Annotated in this window: 35 protein-coding genes and 4 pseudogenes; 24 read left to right on the forward strand and 15 right to left on the reverse strand. The window is 35.8% G+C overall.

Going from position 1 to position 25,963, the window contains the following annotated elements; translation table 11 throughout:
- Window position 1: 1 nt before the first annotated feature.
- From AACL31_RS06160 to AACL31_RS20955, 3 genes are all read left to right on the forward strand, one after another.
- On the forward strand, window positions 2-592 hold the full coding sequence (locus AACL31_RS06160) for a recombinase family protein (RefSeq protein ID WP_310513658.1): 591 nt from the start codon (window positions 2-4) through the stop codon (window positions 590-592).
- 92 nt (window positions 593-684) lie between these two features.
- On the forward strand, window positions 685-2,103 hold the full coding sequence (locus tag AACL31_RS06165; RefSeq protein ID WP_310512686.1) for a S8 family serine peptidase: 1,419 nt from the start codon (window positions 685-687) through the stop codon (window positions 2,101-2,103).
- Between the two features lie 199 nt (window positions 2,104-2,302).
- Window positions 2,303-2,380 carry a hypothetical protein gene (locus AACL31_RS20955; RefSeq protein WP_422389282.1) on the forward strand — a complete coding sequence of 26 codons (78 nt, stop codon included), beginning with the start codon at window positions 2,303-2,305 and terminating at the stop codon, window positions 2,378-2,380.
- Window positions 2,381-2,453: 73 nt separating this feature from the next.
- On the opposite strand, the pseudogene AACL31_RS06170 reads toward AACL31_RS20955, so the two are convergent.
- Window positions 2,454-2,590: pseudogene (locus AACL31_RS06170) on the reverse strand (ogr/Delta-like zinc finger family protein).
- A 330-nt stretch (window positions 2,591-2,920) separates the two neighbouring features.
- On the opposite strand from AACL31_RS06170, the gene AACL31_RS06175 reads away from it, so the two are divergent.
- From AACL31_RS06175 to AACL31_RS06205, 7 genes and pseudogenes are all read left to right on the forward strand, one after another.
- The gene (locus tag AACL31_RS06175; RefSeq protein WP_339053844.1) at window positions 2,921-3,523 is read left to right on the forward strand and encodes a hypothetical protein; all 603 of its coding nucleotides are present in this window, start codon (window positions 2,921-2,923) and stop codon (window positions 3,521-3,523) included.
- A gap of 192 nt (window positions 3,524-3,715) precedes the next feature.
- Window positions 3,716-4,282, forward strand: a complete 567-nt coding sequence (locus tag AACL31_RS06180) for a phage tail tape measure C-terminal domain-containing protein (protein ID WP_310512684.1) — start codon at window positions 3,716-3,718, stop codon at window positions 4,280-4,282.
- 129 nt (window positions 4,283-4,411) lie between these two features.
- A complete protein-coding gene (locus tag AACL31_RS06185) occupies window positions 4,412-4,723 on the forward strand; it encodes a type II toxin-antitoxin system RelE/ParE family toxin (RefSeq protein WP_310512683.1) in 312 nt (103 codons plus the stop codon).
- 2 nt (window positions 4,724-4,725) lie between these two features.
- Entirely contained in the window at window positions 4,726-5,016 is a 291-nt protein-coding gene (gene nadS / locus AACL31_RS06190; RefSeq protein ID WP_310512688.1) for a NadS family protein, read from the forward strand.
- Between the two features lie 177 nt (window positions 5,017-5,193).
- The gene (locus AACL31_RS06195; RefSeq protein ID WP_032114857.1) at window positions 5,194-5,448 is read left to right on the forward strand and encodes a type II toxin-antitoxin system RelB/DinJ family antitoxin; all 255 of its coding nucleotides are present in this window, start codon (window positions 5,194-5,196) and stop codon (window positions 5,446-5,448) included.
- A pseudogene (locus AACL31_RS06200) lies at window positions 5,438-5,732 on the forward strand (type II toxin-antitoxin system RelE family toxin). Before AACL31_RS06195 ends, AACL31_RS06200 begins: the two are co-directional and overlap by 11 nt.
- 239 nt (window positions 5,733-5,971) lie before the next feature.
- Window positions 5,972-6,136, forward strand: a complete 165-nt coding sequence (locus tag AACL31_RS06205) for a phage tail protein (protein ID WP_310512682.1) — start codon at window positions 5,972-5,974, stop codon at window positions 6,134-6,136.
- Window positions 6,137-6,639: 503 nt separating this feature from the next.
- Here AACL31_RS06205 and AACL31_RS06210 read toward each other — a convergent pair.
- Both AACL31_RS06210 and AACL31_RS06215 read right to left on the reverse strand, forming a co-directional pair.
- Window positions 6,640-6,897: a hypothetical protein gene (locus tag AACL31_RS06210; RefSeq protein WP_310512681.1), complete on the reverse strand. Its 258-nt coding sequence runs from the start codon at window positions 6,895-6,897 to the stop codon at window positions 6,640-6,642.
- 406 nt (window positions 6,898-7,303) lie between these two features.
- Window positions 7,304-7,492 carry a hypothetical protein gene (locus AACL31_RS06215; RefSeq protein ID WP_310512680.1) on the reverse strand — a complete coding sequence of 63 codons (189 nt, stop codon included), beginning with the start codon at window positions 7,490-7,492 and terminating at the stop codon, window positions 7,304-7,306.
- Between the two features lie 415 nt (window positions 7,493-7,907).
- On the opposite strand from AACL31_RS06215, the gene AACL31_RS06220 reads away from it, so the two are divergent.
- Complete coding sequence (locus AACL31_RS06220) at window positions 7,908-8,123, forward strand: hypothetical protein (protein WP_310512679.1); 216 nt, start codon at window positions 7,908-7,910, stop codon at window positions 8,121-8,123.
- Here AACL31_RS06220 and AACL31_RS06225 read toward each other — a convergent pair.
- Entirely contained in the window at window positions 8,092-8,595 is a 504-nt protein-coding gene (locus AACL31_RS06225) for a hypothetical protein (protein ID WP_339053845.1), read from the reverse strand. The two genes, AACL31_RS06220 and AACL31_RS06225, sit on opposite strands and share 32 nt — an antisense overlap.
- Window positions 8,596-9,666: 1,071 nt before the next feature.
- Here AACL31_RS06225 and AACL31_RS06230 point away from each other — a divergent pair.
- From AACL31_RS06230 to AACL31_RS06240, 3 genes are read left to right on the forward strand one after another with little or no spacing between them, the layout of a single operon-like run.
- Entirely contained in the window at window positions 9,667-10,335 is a 669-nt protein-coding gene (locus tag AACL31_RS06230; protein ID WP_339053846.1) for a DEAD/DEAH box helicase family protein, read from the forward strand.
- The gene (locus AACL31_RS06235) at window positions 10,326-11,483 is read left to right on the forward strand and encodes a DEAD/DEAH box helicase (protein WP_339053847.1); all 1,158 of its coding nucleotides are present in this window, start codon (window positions 10,326-10,328) and stop codon (window positions 11,481-11,483) included. Before AACL31_RS06230 ends, AACL31_RS06235 begins: the two co-directional genes overlap by 10 nt.
- Window positions 11,476-11,706, forward strand: a complete 231-nt coding sequence (locus tag AACL31_RS06240) for a hypothetical protein (RefSeq protein WP_310512677.1) — start codon at window positions 11,476-11,478, stop codon at window positions 11,704-11,706. Before AACL31_RS06235 ends, AACL31_RS06240 begins: the two co-directional genes overlap by 8 nt.
- Window positions 11,707-11,905: 199 nt before the next feature.
- On the opposite strand, the gene AACL31_RS06245 is transcribed toward AACL31_RS06240, so the two are convergent.
- Window positions 11,906-12,058, reverse strand: a complete 153-nt coding sequence (locus AACL31_RS06245) for a hypothetical protein (protein WP_310512676.1) — start codon at window positions 12,056-12,058, stop codon at window positions 11,906-11,908.
- Complete coding sequence (locus tag AACL31_RS06250) at window positions 12,045-13,097, reverse strand: hypothetical protein (RefSeq protein ID WP_339053848.1); 1,053 nt, start codon at window positions 13,095-13,097, stop codon at window positions 12,045-12,047. The genes AACL31_RS06245 and AACL31_RS06250 overlap by 14 nt, the downstream gene beginning before the upstream one ends.
- A 994-nt stretch (window positions 13,098-14,091) precedes the next feature.
- Between AACL31_RS06250 and AACL31_RS06255 the strand changes: the two genes are divergently transcribed.
- The 3 genes from AACL31_RS06255 to AACL31_RS06265 are packed head-to-tail and all read left to right on the forward strand — an operon-like array spanning window position 14,092 to window position 15,825.
- On the forward strand, window positions 14,092-14,781 hold the full coding sequence (locus tag AACL31_RS06255; protein WP_310512674.1) for a hypothetical protein: 690 nt from the start codon (window positions 14,092-14,094) through the stop codon (window positions 14,779-14,781).
- A complete protein-coding gene (locus AACL31_RS06260) occupies window positions 14,744-15,037 on the forward strand; it encodes an AIPR family protein (protein WP_310512673.1) in 294 nt (97 codons plus the stop codon). The genes AACL31_RS06255 and AACL31_RS06260 overlap by 38 nt, the downstream gene beginning before the upstream one ends.
- 23 nt (window positions 15,038-15,060) lie before the next feature.
- Window positions 15,061-15,825 carry an AIPR family protein gene (locus tag AACL31_RS06265; protein ID WP_310512672.1) on the forward strand — a complete coding sequence of 255 codons (765 nt, stop codon included), beginning with the start codon at window positions 15,061-15,063 and terminating at the stop codon, window positions 15,823-15,825.
- Window positions 15,826-16,053: 228 nt separating this feature from the next.
- On the opposite strand, the pseudogene AACL31_RS06270 reads toward AACL31_RS06265, so the two are convergent.
- Window positions 16,054-16,617: pseudogene (locus tag AACL31_RS06270) on the reverse strand (replication endonuclease); the annotation flags it as partial.
- Window positions 16,618-16,635: 18 nt separating this feature from the next.
- Here AACL31_RS06270 and AACL31_RS06275 point away from each other — a divergent pair.
- From AACL31_RS06275 to AACL31_RS06295, 5 genes are all read left to right on the forward strand, one after another.
- On the forward strand, window positions 16,636-16,794 hold the full coding sequence (locus AACL31_RS06275) for a hypothetical protein (protein WP_310512671.1): 159 nt from the start codon (window positions 16,636-16,638) through the stop codon (window positions 16,792-16,794).
- A 292-nt stretch (window positions 16,795-17,086) separates the two neighbouring features.
- Entirely contained in the window at window positions 17,087-17,539 is a 453-nt protein-coding gene (locus AACL31_RS06280; RefSeq protein ID WP_310512670.1) for a hypothetical protein, read from the forward strand.
- A 678-nt stretch (window positions 17,540-18,217) separates the two neighbouring features.
- On the forward strand, window positions 18,218-18,949 hold the full coding sequence (locus tag AACL31_RS06285; protein WP_310512669.1) for a hypothetical protein: 732 nt from the start codon (window positions 18,218-18,220) through the stop codon (window positions 18,947-18,949).
- A gap of 746 nt (window positions 18,950-19,695) precedes the next feature.
- Complete coding sequence (gene relB, locus AACL31_RS06290; protein WP_310512668.1) at window positions 19,696-19,938, forward strand: type II toxin-antitoxin system RelB family antitoxin; 243 nt, start codon at window positions 19,696-19,698, stop codon at window positions 19,936-19,938.
- Window positions 19,922-20,188 carry a type II toxin-antitoxin system RelE/ParE family toxin gene (locus AACL31_RS06295; protein WP_310512667.1) on the forward strand — a complete coding sequence of 89 codons (267 nt, stop codon included), beginning with the start codon at window positions 19,922-19,924 and terminating at the stop codon, window positions 20,186-20,188. The genes relB and AACL31_RS06295 overlap by 17 nt, the downstream gene beginning before the upstream one ends.
- A gap of 454 nt (window positions 20,189-20,642) precedes the next feature.
- On the opposite strand, the gene AACL31_RS06300 is transcribed toward AACL31_RS06295, so the two are convergent.
- The 5 genes and pseudogenes from AACL31_RS06300 to AACL31_RS06315 form a co-directional block, all read right to left on the reverse strand.
- A complete protein-coding gene (locus tag AACL31_RS06300; protein WP_339053849.1) occupies window positions 20,643-21,263 on the reverse strand; it encodes a tail fiber assembly protein in 621 nt (206 codons plus the stop codon).
- Entirely contained in the window at window positions 21,263-22,060 is a 798-nt protein-coding gene (locus AACL31_RS06305; protein WP_339053850.1) for a phage tail protein, read from the reverse strand. Before AACL31_RS06305 ends, AACL31_RS06300 begins: the two co-directional genes overlap by 1 nt.
- Before the next feature lie 45 nt (window positions 22,061-22,105).
- Window positions 22,106-22,204, reverse strand: a pseudogene (locus AACL31_RS20960) (tail fiber protein); the annotation flags it as partial.
- Window positions 22,159-22,461 (reverse strand): hypothetical protein, encoded by a 303-nt coding sequence (locus tag AACL31_RS06310; protein WP_310512665.1) that lies wholly within the window; start codon window positions 22,459-22,461, stop codon window positions 22,159-22,161. The pseudogene AACL31_RS20960 and the gene AACL31_RS06310, both read right to left, overlap by 46 nt.
- An 8-nt stretch (window positions 22,462-22,469) precedes the next feature.
- Window positions 22,470-23,123 carry a DUF2612 domain-containing protein gene (locus tag AACL31_RS06315; protein ID WP_310513619.1) on the reverse strand — a complete coding sequence of 218 codons (654 nt, stop codon included), beginning with the start codon at window positions 23,121-23,123 and terminating at the stop codon, window positions 22,470-22,472.
- Window positions 23,124-23,138: 15 nt separating this feature from the next.
- Between AACL31_RS06315 and AACL31_RS06320 the strand changes: the two genes are divergently transcribed.
- The gene (locus AACL31_RS06320) at window positions 23,139-23,288 is read left to right on the forward strand and encodes a hypothetical protein (RefSeq protein WP_310513618.1); all 150 of its coding nucleotides are present in this window, start codon (window positions 23,139-23,141) and stop codon (window positions 23,286-23,288) included.
- 100 nt (window positions 23,289-23,388) lie between these two features.
- Here AACL31_RS06320 and AACL31_RS06325 read toward each other — a convergent pair whose 3' ends face one another.
- Window positions 23,389-23,979, reverse strand: a complete 591-nt coding sequence (locus AACL31_RS06325) for a recombinase family protein (RefSeq protein ID WP_310513658.1) — start codon at window positions 23,977-23,979, stop codon at window positions 23,389-23,391.
- A 164-nt stretch (window positions 23,980-24,143) separates the two neighbouring features.
- On the opposite strand from AACL31_RS06325, the gene AACL31_RS06330 reads away from it, so the two are divergent.
- Complete coding sequence (locus AACL31_RS06330; RefSeq protein ID WP_339053851.1) at window positions 24,144-24,728, forward strand: hypothetical protein; 585 nt, start codon at window positions 24,144-24,146, stop codon at window positions 24,726-24,728.
- 15 nt (window positions 24,729-24,743) lie between these two features.
- Here AACL31_RS06330 and AACL31_RS20965 read toward each other — a convergent pair whose 3' ends face one another.
- Window positions 24,744-24,845 carry a tail fiber assembly protein gene (locus AACL31_RS20965; RefSeq protein ID WP_422389265.1) on the reverse strand — a complete coding sequence of 34 codons (102 nt, stop codon included), beginning with the start codon at window positions 24,843-24,845 and terminating at the stop codon, window positions 24,744-24,746.
- The gene (locus AACL31_RS06335) at window positions 24,845-25,963 is read right to left on the reverse strand and encodes a phage tail protein (RefSeq protein ID WP_339053852.1); all 1,119 of its coding nucleotides are present in this window, start codon (window positions 25,961-25,963) and stop codon (window positions 24,845-24,847) included. The genes AACL31_RS20965 and AACL31_RS06335 overlap by 1 nt, the downstream gene beginning before the upstream one ends.

Consider the following 25,963-nt stretch of genomic DNA (forward strand, 5'->3'; position numbering starts at 1 on the left):
AATGGCAAAAATTGGCTATATGAGGGTGTCAAAAAATGACCAAAACACCGATTTACAGCAAAAATCCTTGATTTGTGCAAATTGTGAACAGATTTTTGAGGATAAAATCAGTGGAAAAACAGACCAGAGACCCGGATTAAAACGCGCGTTAAACTGCCTGAAATCGGGGGATACTCTGGTGGTCTGGAAGCTCGACAGGCTGGGTCGAAGCATTAAACATTTGATTACTTTAATATCCAAACTGGAAGATGAAGGCATCCATTTTCATAGCTTGACGGATGCCATTGATACCTCTACGTCCGCGGGCCGTTTTTTCTTCCATGTGATGAGTGCGTTGGCACAGATGGAGCGGGAACTGATTGTTGAGCGTACTAAAGCGGGTTTAGCCGCAGCAAGAAGCAGAGGACGTATCGGGGGTAGACCTTGCTCATTATCTTCCGCGCAGCAAGAGCAGGCTAAAAAATTACTTGAGTCAGGCCATAGTAGAACACAGCTGGCATTACTGTATGGGGTGTCATTGGCCAGCATCTACAAATATTGTCCAGTTAACCAGAATGCTCGAACAGGCCAAAATGACTCTGATGAAAAATAACAGTGTAATTTCGTTGCACTGATGGAAACAAAAGTAACCCACCATTTATCGCACGTTTTGGCTTCAAATATCGCGCGGCGCATCAAGCACCCATGGAATTACCATACAATCCTCAGGTTAATAATAAAGAACCTCTTATTGATAAGACAGTTCACAATACACCAAATTTTACTCATCTTCAGGAATATAAAAGTGGTGTTACCTCTACTCATATTGGTATTGATATGGAATATGCCTGGTCTCTAGGTATAGCTGGTCAAGGGATAAGTATTGCAGATATAGAATGGGGATTTAATTTTGATCATATTAATCTAAAAAGACATAACTTCGTTGACTATGTTCCTACAACAAATCCCCTGAATAATGAGCATGGTACCGCTGTTGCCGGAGTGATGTACGCTAAGGATATTAACTTTGGTGTAAAAGGAATGGTTCATGACGCTGAGTCATTTTATGGTATTTCTGAGATAAGTTATGGCCGCGCCGCAGGTATATCTCTAGGGTTGAGAGCCTTAAGGGCGGGTGATATTTTTGTTTACGAGATGCAAACAGGCGGTATAACCGGTAAATATGTACCTGCTGACTTTGATTACGCTGTTTGGGATGTCACGCAAGAAGCTCTTAATGCTGGTATTATTGTTATTGGAGCTGCTGGGAATGGTAGTGAAAATTTAGACCAGGATATCTATTATGAATATCGAAATCGCCCTGATCGTGGTGTAATTCGTGTTGGTGCAGGCGATGAATTACTAAAAAAAGCAAACTTTAGCACCTATGGTAGTATGGTGCATGTTCAGGGATGGGGTGGTAATGTTGTCACAACAGGATACGATGGCTTATATAATGGAGGGCCAAACAATAATTATACAAATGGATTTAATGGAACTTCTAGTGCAACACTTATTGTCGCTTCAGCAGCGGTAGCCATTCAATCTTGGTATAAACAACAAACTGGTAGAGTTCTTACGCCACATGAAATGCGTGCGCTCTTAATTGAAACAGGAACACCGCAAAATATTAACGTCTCTGAAGGAAATGAACATATTGGCCCATTACCTAATGTTCGTAGTGCTATTACTGAAATGCGTCGCCGTCTGCTAGAAGTTGTCGCAATCATTGAAGGGCCATTATCGGCTAAAGGTGGTGCCCAAGTTATGTTATCTGCTGAAAAGTCAACATCAAAAGTAGCAAATATTCTTGCTTACGCCTGGCAACTTCCTGATGGCATTACCGCAGAGATTCAAAATCAATCGACACTGCATTTTATTACACCGGAAGTCTTTAAAGAGAAAATATATCCTATCACTCTAACTGTTACCGATGCATTTGGTAATAGTGACAGTATCAATCATAATTTTATGGTGTTCAATGAATTTCCACTCTGGGAGCGGAATGGACACTATAGGAAAGGCGCCAAAGTTAGCTGGAAAAATAAAAAATGGGTCGCAATAAATAACAATCGCGGCTGGGAGCCTAGCGATAATTCAGAATTCTGGAGAGAGATTCTGTAGTTTAAGTTAGGGCTAATCCTACATATTGGTTAATCAGCCACTTTTATTTATAGTGGCTGATTTGCTTTTGTCTTAACTTAATTCAACTATTCTGACTAAGTATCAGTTTAATCGTTTTTTATAGCAATTATCACTACCAAAAAAGGTAGCAGTATCTGTTTATGGTGATGCTCAAGGATATTGCAATAGAGTAGAACAGATAATAAAAGATAAGTTTGGAGCGAATACTGAAATTGTTTTTTATAAAAGTAGTAGCCCTGACTGTTGGAATAATTAAGCTATAGTACTTAAAAGAGCCATAAAGATATGGCTCTTTTATTATGAGTATCATGATATTGCTTACAGATTAGCTACCCATTAGGTATTACTACATTAATTAACTGCGGTTTAATAATATACCTCGCCACGTTTCATGACTAACAAATGTGGTGCTGCAATTGACATTTTGGCATTGATTATAGTTTTCTTTGGTTTCGTTGGTGATGATGTATCGGTGAGATTATAATTTTCCCAATATAACCGCTTTTGAGCTATTTATACTTTTGGGAAAGTGATTACGTACGCATGGGTTTTTAGTGTTTAAGATTTTGTTTTGTAAAAACACAAGTCATAGAGGTTAGTTGGGATGGAACAATTAGAGTTACCTCTTATCTCGCGAGAGGAAAATAATGAACTTGATGCTATTTTAATAAAAATTTTATCCTCATAAGATTTAGTTCACATTTTAAATGCTTTGTTTGCAAATTTTATTTAACTAAAGAGAAACATTTAATAGTATTCTGAATAATAAAAAAATAACCATATTTATGGTGAATATATGTTCAATAAAGTATTAAGTGTTTTTCATCACAATAAGTTCAGTGTATCTGCTGCATTATCGGAAAAAAACGATATAGAAAATAAAAATATTAAACTAGGAAAGCTAATTGGAGAGGGAATTGAGGGGAAAATATATCGAGATGCTAATAATAAAAATTTTATATTAAAGAAATTATATGCTGATGATATCCATTACATAGAATCTTTCGCTAGAGAAGAAGTGAACTGTTTTAATAAATATTATGGAGAAGGCTCTGCGGCCTTATTAGAAAGTAAGGGTACATTTTACATTAGAATGTATAAAATACCAGGGGTACCACTTAGTAGCATTAATGACAACATATTTCCACCCACTGCGCAGGAGCGCTTTCGGCATATGATCTGCGATTTAGGTGATAAGGGCATAATGCATGATGATTTAAATTTTAAAAATATTCTATATGACATAGAAAGCAACACATTTTATCCAATAGACTTTTCTAACCGATATGAAGAGTATAACAGTGGAAATAATGCTATCAAATATTCAATAAATAATAGTTCAGAAATGAGATATAGTTGGGCACTTGAACATATTATTGAAAATACCTACAAGCCATAAAGATTGTAGCAACTTAGTGCTGATAGATATGGTATAAAAACTGTTGAATCGAATTTGAGTTATTACATCTTCCATAGCTCAAAAAAATCTGGTAAGTAACTGATACAGTAAGTCTGGAAAGGCTTACGGTCATCGATTGGAAGAAAATTAAATATTAACATACTAAAAATTATCGTTTTTGCTTTTGAGGGAATGAGTCAAACCCTGTCTGATTTCCTGCTGACCGGCAAAGCCAACTTCGCTGATTTTACCAAATCGGTACTTGAAATGATTGTCAAAATGATGACCCAAATGGCAATTTTAAAAGCGATGGAATCAGCCTTTGGTGGAACTGGTTTTGGCAGTTTTTTAGGTCTTAAGGGGCATGCATCTGGTGGCTATACTGGCGATGGTAATAAATACGATATTGGTGGTTATGTTCACAAAGGTGAATTTGTATTTACCAAGGAATCTACTAGCCGCCTTGGCGTAGCTAATCTCTATCGCTTAATGAATAACACAAAAAAAGGTTATGCGACCGGTGGTTATGTTGGCCCTGCAGCAACCCCGATGTACGGCATGCAGCCGGTTGCAGGGGGTGTGAATGTCAATTTGGGTGGTATTCATCTCGATAGTCAACCGCAACAATCTGGTCACACCAATATGGATATGCGTTTAGCAGAACAATCATTGACGCGGAAAATCAAGTCTGTATTAGTGGCTGAAAGCCGCGATGGCGGTGATTTACATAAGATTATCAAAGCGGTTAATGGCAGGTAGTATTAGCAAACTAAAATGTTCAGCCCCAATTGGGGCTTATTTTTCCCTTTGTTTACCTATATACGCCATTGACTTATAATTTAAAGGCGTATAACATGTTCTCTACTATACACCAATGGCGTAGATAATATGATATTCATTGAGACGGTTATTTTTACTGAAGATTGTAAAGAGCTATTAACAGATGATGAATATCGTGAGTTTCAACAATATCTTGCAGACAACCCTAATGCTGGTGATGTTATTCAACGTACCGGTGGATTACGTAAAGTCAGATGGGCGTCAAGTGGTAAAGGAAAACGCGGTGGTGTCCGGGTGATTTATTATCACAAGGTTGATATATCGCATATCAGGCTGCTGCTGATTTATAAAAAGGGCATGAAAGATGACCTGAGTGAATCAGAAAAAAAAGTACTGAGAACACTAAATGAGGGGTGGTAACAATGGATAAAAAACTATTTTCCAGGCTAACAGAAAGCATGGAACAGATGAATGAAATCATCAGTGGTGAACGTGCGCCTTCTCGTGAAACGATGGTTGAAGCAGTAAAAGTAAAACGAATTCGTCAGGCAACAGGCTTGAGCCAGGCTGGTTTTGCTAAATTGATATCGGTAAATGTTGGCACACTTCGTAACTGGGAACAGGGCAGGCGCGACCCAACTGGCCCGGCCAAAGCGTTATTGAGAGCGATAGAGAAAGATCCAGTCCACGTTTTAAAAGCTTTATCTATGTAGGGATGGTTGTAAAGGCCATCACCTGGCGATAAATAAGTTCTTACTTTAATTATAACAACAACTTATTTTATATCTCTTTTGATTGCAGTTTGACGGACATTTTTTTTAAAAATCATTGCGCCACAGATATAATAATGTACAATTGTAATACAAGCGTCATTACATTATGGTGATATTATGAGCACAATTCAAATAAGAGTGGATGAAGAGCTGAAAAAAAATGCCTACCGTGCATTTGATAAAATGAATCTTTCCCCTTCTGATGCGATGAGGCTTTTTTTACGCTATGTGGTAGAAAATGAAAAACTGCCGTTCACAGAAGTATCGGTATTGATCGCAGAGCAAGATGAAGATAAGGACATTTTGGATGTAGTACGTGAACGTCTAAAGCACCCAGCTAAACGAGTTCGGGTAAATCTTGATGAAATTTAGTATAGAATTCGATGAGCGTGCGCTAAAAGAATGGCAAAAGTTGGATATAAATATTCGCGAGCAGTTTAAAAAGAAGTTAAGAGAAGTTACAAGATAATCCCTATATCGAATCAGCCCGATTACATGGTGAATTAGCGGGATGTTTCAAAATAAAACTCCGTTCATCGGGCTACCGTCTGGTCTACCAGGTGATAGACGAAGAAATTGTGATATGGGTGATAGCAATCGCTAAACGCGAAAAATCAACAGCTTATAAATCAGCTACTGGTCGTATAACGCGATGAGCTGTGGTGTTGTCATTTAATCGTTTCTATCTGGATAGTTTTTTTATTGGCTTTTTATATTTTAAAGTAATGCTTTTAGAGACTAACTATTTTTCAGACGAACAAAAAATTGGCATGGCTCGCGATAAAAATCACCGATAGAAGGTCTAGGAGTCATTCAAAAAAATAAACCGTTGTTTAAAATTAAATAATTTTTTTAAAACCCGCCTCGTGCGGGTTTTTCTTTTACAGGTACTGATATGGCGATTGAAGAATTCAAATGGCAAACACAAATTCAACACCAACCGGCGGGAGAATTTATACATCGGATCAAGAAAGTTGAATTTGGTGATGGTTACAGTCAGGTTGCTGCTGACGGCATTAATTCCGAAACACAATCATGGCCATTCTTATATCATCATTAAAGCAACATTGATCTCCTAATTGCTTTGGATGCATATCTAACCACAAGGTTCTGTCGGTATTGATTGTTGTGCGAAAGCATAAGGAGAAATAATTTCCAAAAAAGACACAATAGTCATTATTTTTAATAATGACTTCATAATTGATCCTCCGGCAGTAAATAATAATTATTATTAGTATTCATACTTATCATTAACAACTCAACAACATTAATGTAAATACAAAAAAATGCCACAAATAGAATTTTTTTAATTTTTTTATATAATTTTTCACATAGTTGCTGTTAAAAAACATTTAATAGATATCAAACATTAGTTTTCTTAAAAATAGATATAGAGAAAAGGAATATGCACTGATAGATGATTATAAAAATAATTGCAACTATTATCAAAAAGATATTTAAGTTAATAAGTGGTAATTGGGAAGATGTTCAATAAAACGGTAGTAGATTTGTAATTAACCTCTTTTTTAGTTTGAAGAGGTTATTAATTTATTTTTTAGTGCATTAATTATTATAGGAGTCCAGTGGCATTTGTAGGATTTTTTCAGATCTTTGATGAGGCGTTGTTGGCATACATAGTATTTTATCTGTATCTACTTGAAGACATTTTTTGCCGCTTTCTTCCCACCAATTGGGATTCCCTGCAGCTAATTGCTCTTTATAAAACTGTACATAGCGTTCTGCGGTGGTTTCATTAGCAATAGATATTGAACAAAACCCTATAAAGAAAGTTGCAATAAGAATTGTAAATAATGATTTCATAATTTATCCTTTCAATAAATAAAGACAGTAACAATATCAATCGTTGTTATTAACAAGTAAATGATATTTTTGTAAATGAAATAAAACGTTATAAATGGACTTTTTTTAATTTTTTATATAAGCCTTCACACCAATTGAATTTAATTGTCATCAGTAGATATCAATATGGATGACGGAATACTCGCTCAATTGGCGTCTGACGCTCGGCGAAATTATCTCCGTCTCAGACGTCAGCTCGAAACCTTAGAGGCGCAGTACCTGGGATTGAGGGAGAGGATGAGTGAGGTTTATAAGCAACAAAACAAGTAATTATCTAAATGCAGTAAAGATAGAAGTGGTTTTGAGAATAACCTCTTCAGATTAAGAAGAGGTATAAAATTTGGTTTCTTTTATTTTCTACTTCTTATTATAATTTTGGCATTGATTCTGGAACTGGAACAAACTGTCCATTTTGATTTAGACAAACATCTCTCCCAAATTGATCAGTGCCACAAAGCAACGTGAACTGACTCTTAGTTGGGTTGTCTATAGCTAATGAGAAGTGACTAAATCCCAAAAGCGACACAATGGTGAATGTTTTGAATAATAATTTCATAATTCTTCCTCTAGAAGTAAATAAAGATCATCATTAGTATTTATACATATCATTAACAATTCAACAGCATTAATGTAAATGTAACAAAATATCAAAAATAGATTTTTTTTAATTTTTTATATAATTTTTCACACAGTTGCTGTTAAAAAAACATTTGATAGATATCAAACAAAAGTATTCTTAAAAATAAATAGTTAGAAACGTAGTTTTGTGATTGAGTGAAACTGCTAAGAAAAAGATAAATAATTATTACATATTATTATTTTGATTGCGGCGGTGTTAATTAATTTTGAATTTAAAAATTTTGATGTGATAGCGATCACCAAAATCGTTTTACAGTAACCTAATTATAATAAGCTAATTATATAGTCTGAACCATTTGGTGTTAGATGAGTAAATTAAAAAGTGAAGTTTTATGCTTAATATGCTTGGTTCAATAATAAAACAAATTGTTATGCCTATAATTACGCCTTTTTTATCTGCATTTATAGGATATTTTGTGGCAATAAAGATATTTGAAAAACAAGAAAAAACAAAAGGGGCAATTAATAAAGTTAATAATGCCAATGAATTGTTTATTAAAGCAATGTTTATTCATATTAATTTTGTTCTTTTTTACAATCCTCAATAGATTGATGCAAAGCTCTTCCTAATTCATATCTTTTGCTTGGATCTCCGAAATGCATATGGCTTGGCCAATGTAATACATAAATAAAAAGGTTTTGTTCTGAATTTGAATGATAAAAATGTAATTTGTGACCAGCTCTAATGAATCCCATATGTGGTATAGAGTTAGTAATCTCTATAGATTCGATATGACACATTTTTTGTTTGTTATAGATGATGCAGAGATCGTGTTTAATTCTACCATTTGTATGAGTACAATTATAAATAGCATAAGGTTGTGATTCTAATATCTTCTCTAACAGACCAATATCATTAGGTGAAACTTCACCTAAGCACAAAATATCTAATTTATATTTATCTATTAATTTGACAATAATTAATAATGCTATTTTTCTTTGATCCTCGTCCATTCTGTCCCTTCTACTAGCAGGAGACATACTGGTATTCCACCATGCTATTGTTAAATTTTCACCCATGAAAATAAGTCTCTGATTAATTAAAAAAACTAAAGTTAACACTATCAAAACGTCAATGTTTTATATAAATATCACAAAAAAACAGAAAAATTGCACTTGTTTCTCGTCGTAATAGCTCCTAACAATACAGCTTCTAACATAAAAAGTTGTGTATTTATGTACGTTATTGTTATTCATGGAGAAAAGTTTGTACATTAGGGAAAATCCCTAGTTCTATTTTATATTTATTTATGGTAAGTAAGTTAAAGATAAAAAAAAGTAAGTTTTAGATAACAATCTAATTAATATATGAAAATTCCAATAATAACCTTTTTTGTTCATAATTAAGAGTAAGATGTTAATCTCTTCATGTTTATTGTATGAGAAATAAATATTATTAGGACTAAATAAAGATTTGTATACCCCTACAAATTGTAGGCTAGTAATGCTATTTTATTTGTGATACAGAAGAAATAAAACCAAAGTTAAGAAATGACATTTTAAAGTTGTGATAACAGTCCTTTTACTATTCTATAAAATAAGCTTTGTAATTCTAGATTTAATCTGTAGCTATCAGTTATTTATATAAGTATTTATTATACTAATACTCATAACTAAGAAATATTCCCTTATTTAAAAAACCTTGAATATACCGTATTGTATCCAGCTATATTTAAGAAATAACGATCAAAATTTCTTTGAATTATATCGCCATTTGAAATTTTTAACTTGTGCTAAATTTTCAAAAATTGTCATAAACAACAGTGATATTTCCAGCCACAACTATCCATTAAAATTTGTACGAAAAAATATAGCTATGAAGGAACACATTATTCATAGCAGTAGCCATGACGAAAATTTGGCTGCTGACTTTTTCTGAGCTCAGGTACAAGGATTAAAGCAGAGATTAAATTAAATCGCGATGAGTTCAAATTGAGTTGAATCAGCGTTGTAATGATAAAATTGAGTCAAAATGTAATTTTAATTTTTTATAAAATTATTTTTACTTATAAAGGGACATATTGATTAGATTAGTTAATAATATTTTCTCTTTTTCAAGTAGAGCTCAACCGAAATCTAGTGGAGGAATTCATGGCGAAGGATAATCTATTTCAGCAATTAAAACCATCTATTTTAGGCAATCCACTGCTACGCGCCCCACAACGCGAAGCATATGCTGCATTAGAAGCATTTAGTGCATTACCGAATAAAAATGAACGAGAAGTGGAAATTATTCTACCTGTCGGTTGTGGAAAGTCTGGTTGTATTACATTGACGCCCTTTGCTTTCAAAGCAACTAGAACTCTAGTTGTTGCACCTGGGCTAAAAATTGCTAATCAACTTTGTAATGATTTTGATCCTGCAAGACCAGATATGTTTTATCAGAAATGTAAAGTACTTTCTGGTATTCCGTACCCAGAACCAGTTGAGATACGTGGACGAACAACCAATCGAAATGACCTTGAAGAAGCAGATGTTGTACTTACTAATATTCAACAATTACAAGGTGAAAATAATCATTGGCTACAAGAGTTACCTGACGATTTTTTCGATTTGATTGTTTTTGATGAAGGACATCATAGTGTTGCAAGTAGTTGGATAACATTAAAAGAAAAGTTTCCAGATGCATATATTGTAAATTTTAGCGCAACTCCGTTACGTGCTGATGGGCAGGTTATGTCTGGTGAAGTGCTTTATAGTTTCCGATTTTTAGAGCAATTCAAGAAGGTTATGTTAAGCAACTTAAAGCCGTGGTATTAAATCCTAAAACTTTACGGTATGTACGTCGAGAAGATGGAAGAGAAATTGAGGTCAATTTAGATGAAGTAAGGCGTTTAGGGGAAACGGACGCAGGTTTTCGTCGTAGCATCGTTACTTCCATAGAGTCATTAAATACAATAGTAGATGCCTCAATTCGAGAATTGCAGAAACGAAGAAAAGAAACGGGTGATAATCGTCTTAAAATCATTGCATCTACATTGAATTATGAACACTGTCGTCAAATTGTCGAAGCATACAGAGCTCGATCTCTAAAAGCTGACTATGTTCATAGTCTTGAGGAGGGGAGAGCAAATTTACGGGTTTTTGAGAAGTTAGAAGCACATCAATTAGATGTAATAGTACAAGTTAAAAAACTAGGGGAAGGATATGACCATCCTTTTTTGAGTGTTGCAGTAGTGTTCTCTATTTTTTCGAATTTGCCCCCTTTTGTTCAGTTTGTTGGACGTATCATGAGAGTGATTGAACAGAATGCGCCTAAGCATCCACTTAATTATGGTACTGTGATTTTTCATTCTGGTGCTAACATTGCAAAACGATGGAAGGATTTTCAAAATTATAGTGAAGCTGATAAAGATTTTTTTGACCAACTGCTTCCACTAGAAGATTTAGATTTTGAATCTGGATATGATCTGGAAATCAAACCTAAGCCTCGTGAATTAGATGGAACTAGTGGTTTTAATGTTGAAGGGCAGACAGATGTTGAATTGCAAGAAATCCCCTTGATACAGGATAATCCAGAAGCCTTTGCTGCTTTAAAAATTTTACATAGTGCTGGATATTCATCTGAACAAATCAAACAAGAACTTGATAAACTAGATCCTGTACCTGTTACAAAAGTTCGTCAGCGCCAAGCTATGCGAGCAAGTCTTGATCAACGAGTAAAAACAGCAGTTGGAAGAATATTAGGTGAACAAGGTCTCAATCCTGAAGGGCATCACTTAGATAGATCGTATTTTGGGAGAAATAATTTTGTCATACTTAAAACAGTGATAGATAGAAAAATTAATGATTTCGTCGGGAGGAAAAATCAGTCCCGAGATGATTTTACGGGGATAGAGTTTGAGCAAATTATGGCAAATTTCAATGATTTTCTTAAGCAAAGTGTAGAGGAAGTTTTTAATGGCTAAGATTAAATCATTAATTACTCGTATTGAGATTGACACAGCAAAGCATAGTCATAATTGTCAAGCAAATTCACGTCACCGGATAAAAGCTGGTGACTTTAGGTTAAATGTTCGTAATGGCAGGAGTTGGGATCGCTACTGTTTTACTTGCGCACAAACAATACTAGAGCAGGATTTGAAAAAGATTATTGATTTAAAGACTCAACTTAATGAAACACAATCATAACACTATTTATTTCATCTACTCACAATTTATTAATTGTGAGTAGATTTTTGAAAATATAGTTTGTAGCAATTAAGTTAGAAAATAATTGAACTCAATTAGAATATATAGTTACACCTCATAACATGAAATATTTTTTATTCTCTAAGATGGAGCAGGTGAATGATTTTAATGCTACAAATGCTCACTACTCTAGAATAAATTAGCTAATTAATTCAGCAAGTGATGGTTTACCAATTAACAATAAACCTTTTTTAAAGCACTTAAGGAAGTTTGTTTTTTCAAAAATATGAATGAATTTTTCACTTTTTCTCTGTTCTTTTTCTTCATTACTTATACAATCAATTTCTTTCATTTTGTTTTGTTTTGTTTTGTAGGCAATTATCAAAGAATTCACTATATATGTTTTTTAATGCCATATAAAAAATAGTTTCCATTTTAATTACATCAGCAATAGTTATATTATCCTTTATAGTTTTATAATAATTATAAGAAGAAAATTTTATATCTAAATCTATCTCTGATTTATTTACTAGACCATTATTACTGTTAGTTGGTTGATTGTTTTTTTTATGAGCATTAATTATATCGATAATAATTTCTGAGCTAAAAATAGTCACATTGGATTCAATTCCAATTCTGCCAGCAAATTCCCGGTGTGTTTTTATTAAATCAACCGCACCACTAAAAGCTCTATTACTTATGCCATATTTATTTATGAATTCAGCCTTTATGTTGCAAAAGCAATCGTTTTTATCGTTTTTCCATGACTCTATACTTGGTAATGAATTCGCTAGTTCAGATAGCTGATAGCGAGTTAGTTCATTAGTATATGTTCCTGTTTTCCTTTCTTTAATAAAACATTCTGATTCATTCATAAAGCATTTTAAGTTGGAGCTTAATTCAACAATAATTGATTTAAGTATAGGGAAATTTATAGTTTTATTATCTGGCCATTTTTGGTTATTTGTTGTCTCTGGATAGCGAAATATCTGCGCGTCTGGATCTAATTCAGCAATTCTCATAATAGTTGAGTTAAGATAAGTGATTTTCTCAGTAAATCGAGGATCTAATGGTGTTTTATTTTTCAAACAATCCCAAAGTTTTTTAATGTTATGACCATAAATCTCTTTATTACTTATATTAACATTACATTTACGGAGGTTATTTAAATGAAATTTCAAAGCCAACTCAATGCCGTGTCGCAATGAGTATAGTATCGGAAAAATTTGGATATCTAGCTCTCCGATAAGTCTATCAGAAATGATTTTGTTACATGCGTCTTCGGCTATATTAAAATAGCCTTCAGCGTAAGTGAAGCAATCAATATTACTAGCGTAGGCATTTAATCCATGGCTTTTTTTTGCCAAAAAAATACTATCAAAATTTATCATTGTTTAATAACCTATGTTTTTTCATTATATTAAATAGATATATACTCTTTCTAGCCTTCTAGAAAGTTTCTATAATTCTTGTCTAGTAATCAAGAGTTTAGTGCGACAAAGGGAAGGTTTTGTGATTAGAATCGTATCAATTGTCGAATTTTGAGCTAGCACTTAAGCTTTTTGTTGATTTAATTTTTTTTTAAAGAAGTTTCTTTATAAATATCTATTATTCCATAGCAGTTAAGTAGAGAAATTTTTTGTTGGTGTATTTGCCTATCTCCAGACTAATCTACTGTCGCTACACAACAGTAGATTGCCCTATGATACCCTAATTAATTTCCATTATTTTTATTCTTAAAGGTGTTAATTTATACAATATGGCTATTGTTAAAGAAAACTGTACTCATTGGTAATACAAAAATGTTTAAGATGTATATTGTTAAAAAACATCCAAAAAATCGCAGTGATAGCCCCGCCACGCCTGCCCATTAAATGTAGCGTTTTTTATGCAATTGCATGATGTGTTTAAATTTAGGTTATACCTTACTTATTCTGTAGCCATAAGGCCTCAAAAATATGGGCAAATTTATGCTGAAACTTGCAGTTTTATAATTAAAATTCCGATATGATGTTTCATATTTGTTAATAATATTTAACTACGCAAATGAAATATATTTATAAATAAATAATAATACATTAAAAACGTAGGAGTAATTTATAACAAAAGTTTTTCAATAATGGATGCATTCAGATAATAAAAATCAATTCAATTTATCTAAAAATAAATTTCAAATAAAAATATAAAGTTTTTATTTTGTTTTTTATGTAAATTATTTTTTACTAAAGGTTTTTTTGTGGAAAAATTTTAAATATTTTATATTAATGATGTTAATTTTATTAATTAGATCTAGGTTGTGTATAGTTAACTTAGAAAATTGTTGTTATATCCCATAAATATCATTATAAATAAATATAATATCATTCTATTTATAAGGTCAATTTAATGTGTACATGGATAAATGCATATGAGTCTTTATCAGAAATACAAAAATATGGAGATAATGTTTTAGGTTTATTTGCGTTAAGTTTAAAATTTGGTTTAGATGATTTAGCTAGTATTGGTGTTGATGCGATAACAGATGGAGCAAATAATAAGAAATTAGATATAGTATATATTAATTCTGAGGACGGATATGCAGTTATAGGTCAATGTTATTTTTGTAAAAATAATAAAGAGAGTGCTCCATCTAATAAAGCTAGTGATCTGAATACAGGTTTAGCTTGGTTATTTCAACGCAACACAGCGGAGATTCCGAAAAGAATCAAATCAGCGGCAATAAATCTTAGAGAGTGTCTTGAAAACGGTAGTATTAAGCAATTAAATATTTGGTATATACATAATTTACCTGAATCAAAAAATGTTGAAGATGAACTTATTACAGTTCAACATACAGCAACTACTATAATTGAACAATACTTAAATAATCAAACAAATAAAGTAAATATAAATTATAAAGAAGTTGGTTCCACGACCTTAAAGGAATGGTATGAAGATTGTAAAACACCAATTTTAATAAATACAGAAATTGAGTTAAGTTGCCTAAATGGTTATGAAATAAACTCAAAAGATTGGTCTGCTTATTCAACAGCAATTGATGCTAAAGATTTATACCGTTTATACAAAAAAACATAGCCAAAAAATATTTTCTGCAAATGTTCGTGATTATTTGGGTTCAAGATCAACTGATTCAAATATAAATCATGGCATAAAAAATACTATAAAGTCTGACACGGATAATTTTTGGGCATATAATAATGGGCTAACAATTCTTACTCATAGTTATGAACTAAAAGAAAATAAAATAAAGGTAAAGGGTTTATCTATTGTTAATGGCGCGCAAACAACTGGGGCAATAGGTTCATTAGAAACCTTACTAAGAAGGAAGTAAAAGTTCAAGCTAGATTTATTGCGGTGAAAGATAATAATAAAGGATTAATAGAAAATATTATTCGTTATAATAATAGTCAAAATAAGGTGGAAGCTGCCGACTTTAGAAGTACCGATAGAATTCAAAAAAGGTTAAAGAAAGAATTTGAGTCGATTCCTAATGCAGAATATGAAGGTGGTAGGCGAGGTAGTGCTAGTGATGTGATTAGAAGAATACCTAATTTATTAAGTTCTTATTCTGTTGGCCAAGCTCTTGCGGCTTTTCATGGTGAACCTATTGTAGCATATAACAAAAAGGCTGGTATATGGATTAACAACAGGACATATGACAAATTGTTTAATGACAGCACGAAAGCTGTGCATATTGTTACTTGTTATTCTTTAGTAAGAGCAATTGAAGATATAAAAATGAATCTTCAAAATAAAACTAATTTAACACAAGGAGATGAAAAATTACTGGATTTTTTTCGACAGAGAGGAGCGATTTATTTAACAACCTATGCTGTTGCTAAATGTTTAGAATCTATTATAGGTCGTGCTATACCTAATTTATTTAGAATATCATTTGGAAATCAATGTTCACCTAGTCAAGCTAAAAATAATTGGAAAGAAGTTCTTGAGGCTATTGTTCCTTTTTTGGAACATTTAAAGCCTGCTGTGGAAAAAGGTTTAACAAATATGGTAGAGATTGACAAAGCTGTTGATACTTTTAGAACATTAATTACCTCTATTAGAAAAGTTCATGCTTCCGTGTTTGATAACTTTAAAGATAAAATCTCTCCTCCTTAATTTTTATTAAATTAAAAAGTGCTGACATTAGTAGCACTTTTTTAATTAGATCTTTATCTACACTACATAAGTAATATTTTTTGTGATTTTTGAATTTTAAACAAGACTTCTTCTTCTCATCGAATATTAACTTTATAATAATTATTTATAAAGTTAAATTCTATAAAGTTAAATATAACGTCTGAGTTTACTTCGGATTCAAAATCCCTCCTATCAATCCCCCCATCCTGATCCCCCATTTCTACAATTATTGCCAGAACTCCGAGGCGCGCCGATGGCGCTTTTTAAAAGCTCCTAGTCCTCGCTATCAGGGACTTTCTTTACCAGTCGGTATTTTCGGCAACGGGTTTTGATTATATCGGCGGAGGGGTTAAGTTGGGCATAAATACCGACCACTTTTTGCACTTCTTCATCGTAAGCGTTGAGCTGGTCGTTGGTTTGGTAGGCAACGCGTAGGGTTTGTTGATTGCGTGGGGTACAGGGGCCACCCTGAGCCTGTATATAAGCGGCAAAATCACCTTCATCGGTCGCTTTTCTGACCTGTTCCGCGATTTCACCTAACGTGTCGGCAACGGATACGCTTCTTAAACGACGACATTCGCGGTAAACGCCTTTTGACGGCAGTTTATAAAACTGAAATTGTGGGATACGCCAGGTTGATGCCCAGGTGGTCACGGCGGCGGCCATCTCAGTCAGCGGTTTGCCGGTTTCAAAGTCAACATCACCGTCCAGCGCGTAACCATCGATATTTTTAGCGATATATTTGGCAATATAACCGACTGCACCGCCTTCCATCGTCAGCACAACTATTTGCCAGAAGATTTTCAACACTGGCGAGTTAAAGAGATTATTAACCGAAAACTAATTTATTATACTGGTGGTGAGCCGGGTGACATTCCGATGTTGATTTGGCTAGATGTTAGGGTGGCGATGCCACCGGTTACGGTGTGGCATCAGAGGCAGAATTGAGGTTAGAAATAATTTGATAATAAATTTTAAGATTCTGGCAATATTAATTTCTAAGGTTACTTTAATTAAACATTATTGATATAAATAAATTATTATATGATTACAACTATATTATTTTTCATAAATAATAATAAGTATATATAAAAAATTTGTTTTTTTTATGTTTGCATGTAATCAATTTTTTTAATTTAAATTATATAAATATAATAAAAAATATATTTATTTTAGTAGTTATAATATGCCATTATTAATACGTTGTTATAGCACTTAAAATAAAAATAGGATAACTATTATGCAAATATCATATATTCAACCAAAAATAGAAACTGATTTTGAATTCAACCATTATAATGTTGGTATGATTATTTATGACTATGCTCTAAATATTTGGCGAGGTTTTAAGATATTCATAGAACAAGAATCTACTCCATATTATGATGATAGGTTAGTTCAACCAGCAAAAGATAACAACCCGCACGGTGTTTTATTTACGGTTCTGGATCCAAGTAAACCACAAAAATTCAATTTTTCTATTAGCACAGAATATAACCCAAATGGTAAGGATTTAATTAAGGGTAGTTTTCCATCTATTAAAAATAAAGATACAGGTGAAGTCGAAATTATTGATTTAAAATATGATACAGATAGTGGACTTAAATTTGACATCTCACTTTATTGGCCAGGTGACGAAAATGATACTGTCTGGATTTTTCTACTAAAAATAACTGCGTGTGAGAATAAATAATATAACTCTTATTAATTGAATTAGCTTTCCAATAATTTCATCCGGATGAATATATAGCCTGTTTTATTTTGCTGAATTTTATTAAGTCTATGGTTATTACTAATTCATTATCATTTAATTCTTTAACGCTTGCAACATTGTTATTTTCAACGAAAACTATTGCTTTAAGGTTAAGTTAAGGTTGGTTTGTTGTTGAGTTATGTTTCCATTTTATTGAACGCATTGATGTAATTCTTTCGTTGCAGAGCTTTTTTCCAGTAGACCCCATAACAATTAACACAAAGCCATCTCGGGTAAGTACAAACATAGGCATTTTTCTAACAGCTCCACCACCAGGTAACTCTCTGACCCGCTCGTCAATGATAATTATTAAATGGCGGACAGTGGTTTCATTTTTTATGGTAGCAAGCAGCAGAGAGAATTAGTTCGGTTGGATGTTAGGACTAGCAGTGCCACCGGCTTCGATGTGGCATCAAAAACAATATTCATTGAAATAATATTAAATTTTTATTAGTAAATTTAACTAAAATAATAAAATTACTTTTGTGAAAATCAGTTTAAATAAAATACGATTAAGTGAAAAATAATATTCATTAGATTGTAATGAATATTAAAAACTTTCTCATAATAAATTTGATATATTTTAATACGAATTATACTAATAAAAGGAAATATATTATGAGCGTATGGGACAACTTTTATCGTTTAGATTATCTTGATTTAGCTTTTGTAAAAAATTCATCAGCTCAAAAAGCGACCATTTATGGCAATGGTCAAAATCGAATAGCGCTTTCATTAAAAGTAAAAATTGTTGATAAAAATAATAATCCCTTAGTTATTCCGGCAGATGAATTACTAAATCGCGCACACTTAGTTCAATTTCGCAATGGTCAACGATTGAATTGGGAAGGCTCTGGTCCTGACTCTAGGCCTTGGGTTTATACGTGGCGCAGTAATGACTATATCCATCTTAGGGCTATGCCAGCTATTAGCTACAATCATGGAGAAAATGTGGTAATAGTGAAACGTGAAGTGATTCAGGTTAGCGCATTTAACTGGCAATCTAGATATAGCGTGGGTGGTCCATACGCAGACCATAGTAATGGCCAAGTATGGCGGGGTGACGTCATATTTAGCCCAAGTAAAGAAATTGGTGTAAATCCAACTTTTAAAGAATGGGAAGTTAATTATACCGCAGTTACTAATAATACATTGAATAAAGATAGTATTAATTGGGGACCTGACATGCATTGTTTTGATGCCATTCCCCACAAACCATTCCCATGCGCAGTTATGCATCGGGGGGCAGGAAGAGCAGAATCTCATCTCATTTTTTGGTATCCATCTATCGGTGGTGAAATTGTTATAAATGGTCATTATATTTTGCAAGATAGCAATTATTATTATTAATGCAGTCCTTATTTTAAGAACACCTTTAGTAAATCTAAGCATCCTGCAGTACAACTAGCTAAATTCATTGTTCCTGAAAGTAATCTTACCCAATATGGTTGGCGAGATGATATTAGTATTCCGTCATTTAAAGTAACAGATAACTTTGATAATACGGGTCAATTCTCTTTAAAATTTAATGACTCTGATCATTTTGATTTACCAGCCATGGTATAGATTGTTTAGAAGTTAGCCATTGACATTGTTATATAAATTGCGCTTTTTATCCTTAATTTTCAATAAGTTACTTTCATTTTTCGTAATAAAAATAGAATTTTCACCCTATAAAATTCAAACGGTTACGTGTTTTTACGTAGCCGTTTTACTAACATTTACTATAGCAATAACAAAGCTGAAATGAAACCATTAATTAAGAACAAAACCGCAATCTCACACAAAGCCACTTACACTCAACCAACAACTAATAGTTAACAACTTCCTCCAACGCTGCTAATATGATGCCCTTTGGGTGGGGCTGAGTTGTTTACGGGTGAATAATGATTAATGGAAATCTAAGCGACCAAAAAGCGGTTAATACCACCCAATAAAGATAGCGATGTTTGGATGGCAAGGCTGAGAAGAAAGCGAAAGAGGTGGGCGCAGTATTGGAAAAACCGAGTCCTTACCGGTTTAGTCCGAGTCATTGACTTAAATGTTATTACTAACATATAATGTAAGTGCATCGCAAATACATTATAGGTAAACAAATGGAAAATTTAACCATTAGAATATCCAGAGAAGATAAAGAATTGCTGAAGGATTTTGCGGATTTTAACGGTATATCTGTTTCAAATCTGTTAAGACAGTCAGCGCTTGACCGCATTGAGAATGAAATTGATATCAAGCTTTATCAGCGCGCAGATAATATAATGAAAAAAATGACTAATGATGATGTTATTAGTCATGATGAGTTAATTTCTGATTTGGGTCTTGATGATGTATGCCGTTAAATACCACAAAGATATCGCAAAAAAATTAAAAAACATCAGCAAATCAGACCAATTATTTATTTTATCTTGGATAAATAAAAACCTGATTAACACTAAAAACCCAAGAATTCATGGGAAATCTTTAAAGGGAGAAAAAAAAGGTTTATGGCGTTATCGGGTTGGAAATTATCGAATTATAGCAAATATTCAAAATAAAGAATTAATTATTCTAATAATAGATATTGGTCACAGAAAAGATATTTATCGTTGAATTTGTTATATGTGAGGGTTAAATGAGAAAAAAATACAGCTAGCTTGCTTTGCCATTGTTTTTTTTGTTATCGGTTACGCTTTAAGTTACATAATTACAATTAATAACATGATACCATTGAATTATGTGCGCCTAAAACCAAATATTTTCGGATATGATATTAATGATCCAGGCGCCTTTGAATTGTATATATCATGTCATTCTAAAAATAACAACCACGTATCATACTGCTATGGGTATTCAGATGCTATGATTCAGTTAGCGTACCAAAAAGGTCTCGGCAATTGCTACGATATAAGTCCAGAGGAAATAACCGACAGAATAAAAGATATGAGCTTTACTATCAAAGGTCCCGCAATAAACAGTTATCTTAAAGCGTTGGAAAGCTTTAATTGTCCGAAAGAATCTTTTTAGGCACTCACCATCTAGGTTATGTGCCATAATAAAGGGTTAATTACTCAGGCTTCTTAGGCCAGTCAATCTCGGGCGCGGTGGCGGTATCAGTATCATTCAGTTTCACGCTGTACATTTCCCAAGCCCGTAGCGCGGTTTTTTCACTATTGGTGGCCATCCCTAATCGCACTTTACGCTCAAGCAAGGTGATTTTTGATTCCGCTTCGTCGATTAACTGGTGTTTTGTTTGATTTGCGGTGTTGATTTGGTCTGCTTTCATCGCCTGATTATCCGTTACCCATTTTTTGCCATCCCATTTATCGAATTTCGTTACCGGTGCTAACAAGGTGAAGCCGGTTTTTATCTCGCCGAGATAATCAACGGGATAGGAAGCACGATTATTGGTATCGTATACCGTCTTGCCTCGGTGGTCAGGAACATATAGCCACTGTTTACCATCAAGACTCCGGATAATGGCGATTTCGTCATTGTTCGGTATTTCTGGCGCATCCGTATAAGAACATTCTCCCACGCTGAGACCATCATGCAAAAATTCCATTGTTGCACCGATATATTCATGGGGTGCGTCCTTCATGCAAATAAACGTTTTTATCCAGCCTCGGTTTTTCGCGAAACCGTTTTCACCGATTTCGGTGGTTTTTATGTCTACACTGTATTTCATTATGCAGCCCTCACAATGTATAAAAATGCGACATTTCGCGGTCGGTTTTCGTTTGCGGTAGGAACGACCCGCGAAGCATTAAAAGACATGACGCTGCCCCAATCGTCATTTCGTCCATTACCGATATTACTGTTGTGATTGCGGTCTTTTCGGAATGCGCCATCACCCCCTTCAATCGGTGGTTCGGTTCCGCCATGTCTGGCATACCCAATGCGTCCGGTGATATTTCGAATAGCATCACCTTGATTACTTAATACTGTTCTGCCTGGGTCAACTCCTATGCCTAAATCCAGCCCGCGAATAAATTCACCGTACAAAATGGGCAATTTCCCAGAAGGGTAAGCTAATGCTAATTGGGGATACTTGGCTTTATCGAAGTTATTGCCATCGCAGACAAAATAACCGTTAGGGGGTGTCGCCTGGGGCCAGGGAATCGGCGCACCAACAGGATAATTGTTAATCGCGTCCACATCAGACGTTAAAGCAAGTTCACCGGATTTTTGCGGAAACAAAACCGTTGTTTTTGTGTTTGTATCGTGAACCTGGGTTCTTTTTGAATTTCTGACGTAAGCAAACTCAGCACCACTAGAACCGTTAGTGCCACCTAAATTGAAAATCGTATCACCCGTTGGTGATTCAATGTTCAGTCTTCCAACTTTGAGAGCTTCTTCTGAACTTTTCTTAGCATAATTATCGTCACAGGCTTTTTGGCTCAGCACTTTATCGGTAGCATCATTACCCGTCGTTTGTAATACGCTTGCTTTATCGAATTTTTTATTGATTTCATCAATACTCACCGTTTTCGCCAAGTCATAAGCAATTTTGACAGCTTTAGGGGTAGCTGCTAGCGTTTCGTCATTGCTGTCAGTTGCGCTACTGAGTTTCGTTATTCCTGCTACGGTTTTTGTAGCGGTGGGTACGTATTGTTGACGTTTTTCGATAAGGCACTGATGAGTCCGGCTTTCAGTTTGCCAACGTTGCCGTCGTCCAGTACATCACTGTTATTAGTCTCTGCAATAAATTGCGCCACCACGTGCGCTATCATGGATGCCTGTCGCCAAACGGTATTGAGTTCCTGCGAACGTGCCACCCCTGCACTAAACCCATTATTGCGTGCGGTGAGTTTCTGATACTCCTCTGCCGGCAACACGTTAGCCCCGTCTGCAATCCCAAACGGTAATATTTCATTTTTTGCCATGATTATTCCTATAATTTGACTGCCCAGCTACCGACATCAAAACCGTCGATATAACGATTGTTGACATCAAAGCCAAAAATGCCGTTATCCCCGTCTGAGCCGGTATAGGCATTGAGTCTTACGCCTTCGGGTTTGGTATTGAGATATCCCTGTTTGATAACCGCTTTTGTGACTTCCGGTATCACGCCACCCGTTAGATACACATCCATTAACATGTTTTGATTGTCAATAAAAAAGATTTTTACGGTTTCATCGGGGATAACGCCCTGATAAATCTCTGAGAGCATTTCGCTTGTACCATCCCAGTGATTCGCGCGTATTTTTGCCCTCAGGATAAAGCGATAAGTTTCATCATCCAGTTCGGTAAAGCCACTGTCGGCATCAAAACGCCGTTGCCAGCTACCTTGGTCAAAGCCCACCTTTTCCGTATCCAATGAAAAATAGACACCTTTAATCGGCGTTTTAACAAAGCGGGATAACCCTATCCATTCACCCACGGCATCCAGTTGTTTACCCGTTGCCGTATCGATACTGAAAAACGCATTAAGCTGTGAGGCCAAAGCTGAAATATCACTTAGCGCGCGTGTCATCAGCGCAATATGTTGCGTAAACTTTTCCGCTTGACGATGTTGCGGGGTAATGTACTCGGTGTAATCTCTCATGAGGTCACCACCAGTTTGACGTTATTCTCGCGACAACTGACGGCTTCGTTAAACGCAACAAGTAAATTGGCTTCTGTAACTGTTCCTTCCTTCCGTCCGATTTTTATTGCGGTGATATCAAACGTTTTTCCTTCTTCATCACCAGCTAGATTAGCCGGTGAATAAAGACGGGTCAGATAGTGATGCGCCGCGCGATATTTGAAGCCAAAACGTGCGATAAATGGTGGGTTACTTTTGTTTCCATCAGTGCAACGAAATTACACTGTTATTTTTCATCAGAGTCATTTTGGCCTGTTCGAGCATTCTGGTTAACTGGACAATATTTGTAGATGCTGGCCAATGACACCCCATACAGTAATGCCAGCTGTGTTCTACTATGGCCTGACTCAAGTAATTTTTTAGCCTGCTCTTGCTGCGCGGAAGATAATGAGCAAGGTCTACCCCCGATACGTCCTCTGCTTCTTGCTGCGGCTAAACCCGCTTTAGTACGCTCAACAATCAGTTCCCGCTCCATCTGTGCCAACGCACTCATCACATGGAAGAAAAAACGGCCCGCGGACGTAGAGGTATCAATGGCATCCGTCAAGCTATGAAAATGGATGCCTTCATCTTCCAGTTTGGATATTAAAGTAATCAAATGTTTAATGCTTCGACCCAGCCTGTCGAGCTTCCAGACCACCAGAGTATCCCCCGATTTCAGGCAGTTTAACGCGCGTTTTAATCCGGGTCTCTGGTCTGTTTTTCCACTGATTTTATCCTCAAAAATCTGTTCACAATTTGCACAAATCAAGGATTTTTGCTGTAAATCGGTGTTTTGGTCATTTTTTGACACCCTCATATAGCCAATTTTTGCCATTTTTAACCTTTTCTCGACCTCGGTAAGCCTTGTAATCGCTGGTTTAGGTCAAAATTTTAGCTAAACTCTCGATGTTATAAAACCTTGGTTTAACAGAAACAGTAGATTGTGCAAAAAATGCACTGAATAAACGGACTGGTGGTAGCGTCAATGGCAATCTGCATGTGACACAATCCGTGCATATCGGCGATAACGATTCAGGATTACGGGCTAATGGCGATGGCAACGTGGCTTTTTATGCTAATAATGCGAAAGTTGGAGACTGGAGTAATACCAGCCTCCATTGGTTAAGGAATGCTGAAGTTGATGGCACTATCAATACCCATAGCAATTTAGTTGTCTCATGGGGCGGCAGAACCGCGGTTTATCAAGAAAATGGTGATATAACTGGCCCTATTTGGGGCGGTGCGTTAAGTAGCTGGCTTAATATGCAGATTAACAATCGAGGAGCAAAAAATACAGCTCACCTCGCTACGAATGGATGGTGGAAATGTGGTGACACCGGCCTTATCAAACAATGGGGTATCACACCGCCACTCAATGCAGGACAAATTTATACCGTGTCGTTATCTTGTCCGGTTCCTCATGCTATTTTATCCGCAGTAGCGACGGTGAAATACAAAGGCATTGCTTCCGAGGGCAATCTAGGCACCTATGTCGAAATAGTCGGAAAATCGTTAATTATCAGTGCTGATTATACAAGAACAGGGATTAAAGCGCCCAGAACCTGGGAGTTGGTTTGTTACTAACCCCAGATTATCACACTACTTTTTTGGTACTTCAGGCCACATGTCAACGATCACCGAAAACTGATCCAGAGTTTTGCTGATATCGACACGGTTTAGCAGCACGCGGTATTTTTTCATTACCACTCAATCGTTAACCAACCATTGGCACCATCGCCACCGTTACCGCCAGCCGTGCCAGAGATGCGTGTTCCACCGCCACCACCCCCTCCAGCACCATAGCCGTAAGCTGGTCGGGCATGGTGCGCTCCTTGTGACCCGACATGGCCACCTGGGCCACCCCCACCAAAAGCGCAGGATGCGCCGCTAGCCGCTACCATATAAAAAGTGCTCATGCCATTCAGGTTGCCGCCAATAGCCGTCTCGCCATAGGGATAACCGGCACCACCGTAGCCATTTGTTCCTCCTATACCAGGTGGCCCGCCATCACCTCCGGGTAACATGAGTAAATCGCCTAGCGCCGTCAGGCCACCGTTTTCGCCTTTTATTCCTGAATTATTCGACGCTCCTCCTGCACCGCCTTTGCCACCACGACCTATCGTAATGGTTATCTGTTCACCTGGTGTTACTTTCACAGCTTCACGTATAACAGCTTTTCCCGCACCACCGCCGCCTCCGCCAGAGGTATAACCATTCAGATAGCCAAGTCCACCGCCACCACCGCCCCCTGCTCCACAGCCTGAAACATAAACGGTCGTAATGCCTTCTGGAACGGCAAACACACCACCGTTAAAAAAGGTAGAAAAGCGAGGTTCTAACAAACCAAGGTTTTTAATAAATTGATTTTTGTCCGGGATGTCAGCGCCATTTTCATTTTTTGCCAGTTTCTGGCTCAACAGTTGCGTCACGCTTTCGGCAAATTTCGGGTTATTGCTGATGGCCTGCGCCAGCTTGTTGAGCGTATCTAAATCGGATGGCGCATTGTCAACAATGGCATTGACCCGAGCATTGACCAGTTTAGGCGTCGCGGCGGTAGTCTCATCCTGACTGTAGGTGGCATTACTCAGCTGCACAAACCCTTTCGCTGCCAATGTGGCGTCTGGATGGTTGCGCGAATTGGCATGGGCCTCCAGGGCCGCCTGTGTGCCTTCCAGCTGCTGCTTTAGCCAGGCGGTGCGATTGGCCAATTCCCTGGGTGGTCGGTTGGTGATGCCTTCCGGGCCACCCAATACCGGGTCTGAGGTCTCTATCTGGTAAATGCCGTCTTCCCATGTCGGGGATTCTTTTAAGTAACTCAT

Origin of the sequence: Arsenophonus endosymbiont of Crataerina pallida (assembly GCF_964020125.1) — a bacterium.
Classification (GTDB): domain Bacteria; phylum Pseudomonadota; class Gammaproteobacteria; order Enterobacterales; family Enterobacteriaceae; genus Arsenophonus; species Arsenophonus nilaparvatae.

What these genes read in the sequence shown, in the direction of transcription:
- AACL31_RS06175 (WP_339053844.1), top strand. Translation starts at nt 2,921, where the DNA reads ATGTTCAATAAAGTATTAAGTGTTTTTCATCACAATAAGTTCAGTGTA.
- AACL31_RS06165 (WP_310512686.1), top strand. Translation starts at nt 685, where the DNA reads ATGGAATTACCATACAATCCTCAGGTTAATAATAAAGAACCTCTTATT.
- AACL31_RS06245 (WP_310512676.1), bottom strand. Translation starts at nt 12,058, where the DNA reads ATGAAAGAAATTGATTGTATAAGTAATGAAGAAAAAGAACAGAGAAAA.
- AACL31_RS06215 (WP_310512680.1), bottom strand. Translation starts at nt 7,492, where the DNA reads ATGAAATTATTATTCAAAACATTCACCATTGTGTCGCTTTTGGGATTT.
- AACL31_RS06210 (WP_310512681.1), bottom strand. Translation starts at nt 6,897, where the DNA reads ATGAAATCATTATTTACAATTCTTATTGCAACTTTCTTTATAGGGTTT.
- AACL31_RS06205 (WP_310512682.1), top strand. Translation starts at nt 5,972, where the DNA reads ATGGCGATTGAAGAATTCAAATGGCAAACACAAATTCAACACCAACCG.
- AACL31_RS06160 (WP_310513658.1), top strand. Translation starts at nt 2, where the DNA reads ATGGCAAAAATTGGCTATATGAGGGTGTCAAAAAATGACCAAAACACC.
- AACL31_RS20965 (WP_422389265.1), bottom strand. Translation starts at nt 24,845, where the DNA reads ATGAAAAAATACCGCGTGCTGCTAAACCGTGTCGATATCAGCAAAACT.
- nadS (WP_310512688.1), top strand. Translation starts at nt 4,726, where the DNA reads ATGGATAAAAAACTATTTTCCAGGCTAACAGAAAGCATGGAACAGATG.
- AACL31_RS06315 (WP_310513619.1), bottom strand. Translation starts at nt 23,123, where the DNA reads ATGAGAGATTACACCGAGTACATTACCCCGCAACATCGTCAAGCGGAA.
- AACL31_RS06280 (WP_310512670.1), top strand. Translation starts at nt 17,087, where the DNA reads ATGCAAATATCATATATTCAACCAAAAATAGAAACTGATTTTGAATTC.
- AACL31_RS06300 (WP_339053849.1), bottom strand. Translation starts at nt 21,263, where the DNA reads ATGAAATACAGTGTAGACATAAAAACCACCGAAATCGGTGAAAACGGT.
- AACL31_RS06195 (WP_032114857.1), top strand. Translation starts at nt 5,194, where the DNA reads ATGAGCACAATTCAAATAAGAGTGGATGAAGAGCTGAAAAAAAATGCC.
- AACL31_RS06325 (WP_310513658.1), bottom strand. Translation starts at nt 23,979, where the DNA reads ATGGCAAAAATTGGCTATATGAGGGTGTCAAAAAATGACCAAAACACC.
- relB (WP_310512668.1), top strand. Translation starts at nt 19,696, where the DNA reads ATGGAAAATTTAACCATTAGAATATCCAGAGAAGATAAAGAATTGCTG.
- AACL31_RS06250 (WP_339053848.1), bottom strand. Translation starts at nt 13,097, where the DNA reads ATGATAAATTTTGATAGTATTTTTTTGGCAAAAAAAAGCCATGGATTA.
- AACL31_RS06255 (WP_310512674.1), top strand. Translation starts at nt 14,092, where the DNA reads ATGTGTACATGGATAAATGCATATGAGTCTTTATCAGAAATACAAAAA.
- AACL31_RS06230 (WP_339053846.1), top strand. Translation starts at nt 9,667, where the DNA reads ATGGCGAAGGATAATCTATTTCAGCAATTAAAACCATCTATTTTAGGC.
- AACL31_RS06260 (WP_310512673.1), top strand. Translation starts at nt 14,744, where the DNA reads ATGCTAAAGATTTATACCGTTTATACAAAAAAACATAGCCAAAAAATA.
- AACL31_RS06220 (WP_310512679.1), top strand. Translation starts at nt 7,908, where the DNA reads ATGCTTAATATGCTTGGTTCAATAATAAAACAAATTGTTATGCCTATA.
- AACL31_RS06240 (WP_310512677.1), top strand. Translation starts at nt 11,476, where the DNA reads ATGGCTAAGATTAAATCATTAATTACTCGTATTGAGATTGACACAGCA.
- AACL31_RS06180 (WP_310512684.1), top strand. Translation starts at nt 3,716, where the DNA reads ATGAGTCAAACCCTGTCTGATTTCCTGCTGACCGGCAAAGCCAACTTC.
- AACL31_RS06310 (WP_310512665.1), bottom strand. Translation starts at nt 22,461, where the DNA reads ATGGCAAAAAATGAAATATTACCGTTTGGGATTGCAGACGGGGCTAAC.
- AACL31_RS06335 (WP_339053852.1), bottom strand. Translation starts at nt 25,963, where the DNA reads ATGAGTTACTTAAAAGAATCCCCGACATGGGAAGACGGCATTTACCAG.
- AACL31_RS06185 (WP_310512683.1), top strand. Translation starts at nt 4,412, where the DNA reads ATGATATTCATTGAGACGGTTATTTTTACTGAAGATTGTAAAGAGCTA.
- AACL31_RS06285 (WP_310512669.1), top strand. Translation starts at nt 18,218, where the DNA reads ATGAGCGTATGGGACAACTTTTATCGTTTAGATTATCTTGATTTAGCT.
- AACL31_RS06295 (WP_310512667.1), top strand. Translation starts at nt 19,922, where the DNA reads ATGATGTATGCCGTTAAATACCACAAAGATATCGCAAAAAAATTAAAA.
- AACL31_RS06225 (WP_339053845.1), bottom strand. Translation starts at nt 8,595, where the DNA reads ATGGGTGAAAATTTAACAATAGCATGGTGGAATACCAGTATGTCTCCT.